The following is a 660-nucleotide window of genomic DNA, read 5'->3' on the forward strand; positions in this document are numbered from 1 at the left end:
AACGCCGGTCAAGCGGAATGTCAAGGAGACAACGGCAAAGGTGGCGGCGAAGAGCCCAGAGAAAGCAGCACCGGCAAAGGCAGAAGATCCGGCAACTACGCGGGAAACCGGCGCGGCAACCCCCGAAGCGCGGGACGAAGCGGCAGCACCGGTAAGCTTTTTAGCAGTACCGTCCAATCAAACAGCGCAGAACTGGACTGAGAAGAAGGCCCAGTTGAACCAGGATAGTGGAGCAACGATTGATTCCACGAAGGCTGCCGCAACGGTTGGCGCAAAGGATCAGGCCCAGATTAGTGGGGTAGCACCAGCAGAGTTTGCTACGGAAGATGAAGACGAGAACCACGTTCAGGATCCGGCCAATACAGGGGCAGCAGGCACCAACGGTGGAACGACAGCTGATGGGAAGGTCACAATGCCAACTTCATACAGCGGCGATGATGTTGAAGTACCACTAGATGATAGTCGTTTGCAAAAGGCGGTAAATGATGTTAAGAGTGCCGGGTTGCAGATTACGCAGAATCCGACGAAGACGGAGACCGTGATCCCGGAAATGAAGGAAGGGATGCAAAAGCAACTGCAAGGGGATCTGGATAGTCAGGCGGCCAAGATTAGCCAGCAGTTGAGCACTTATGAGCAGCAAAAAGCGGCTTATGATAAAGC

At 54.4% G+C, this 660-nt stretch carries 1 protein-coding gene; it reads left to right on the top strand.

The features are described from left to right. Window positions 1-660 (top strand): hypothetical protein (locus tag ACI3E1_RS07880; RefSeq protein WP_405025103.1); only part of this gene is annotated, 660 nt, incomplete at both ends.

Origin of the sequence: Ligilactobacillus sp. LYQ139 (assembly GCF_045033025.1) — a bacterium.
GTDB lineage: Bacteria > Bacillota > Bacilli > Lactobacillales > Lactobacillaceae > Ligilactobacillus.